The organism is Streptomyces apocyni (assembly GCF_009739465.1).
GTDB lineage: Bacteria > Actinomycetota > Actinomycetes > Streptomycetales > Streptomycetaceae > Streptomyces > Streptomyces apocyni.
In genome coordinates this window covers 1-408 of sequence record NZ_WHOM01000012.1, presented here as the reverse complement: position 1 = coordinate 408, position 408 = coordinate 1, and the positions used below count along the sequence as shown (strand labels likewise).

Below are 408 nucleotides of genomic sequence, written 5' to 3'. Positions count from 1 at the left end.
TTCGTAGACCATGCCGAGTTGGAGTTCGGCCATGGGGTAGGCGTCTTCCAGGCCTTCGGGCAACTGTGCCAGGTCCTCGGTCGACACCAGCTCGAACGGCTCAGTGTGCGCCGCTCCGTTCGCGTCGCTCTCGCGCTCCACGACGGCGGAGAGTTTGGCCAGGGTGGAGTGCTCGAAGAGGTCTTGGAGGTGGAACAGCAGCCCGGCATCGCGTGCTTTGCCGAGGATTTGGATGCTGCGGATGGAGTCGCCGCCGAGGTCGAAGAAGTTGTCGTGGCGGCCGACCTGGTCCACGCCCAGGACTTGGCTCCAGATCCCGGCGAGTTGTTCTTCGATGCCGGGTCGGGCGGGCTCGAACTGGGTTGTGATGTCGGGCCGTTCGCCGGTGGGTGCGGGTAGGGCTCTGCG

At 65.7% G+C, this 408-nt stretch carries 1 protein-coding gene; it reads right to left on the bottom strand.

The window, feature by feature from the left end:
• Nucleotides 1-408 (bottom strand): phosphopantetheine-binding protein (locus tag GCN81_RS00040; RefSeq protein WP_156721304.1); only part of this gene is annotated, 408 nt, incomplete at both ends.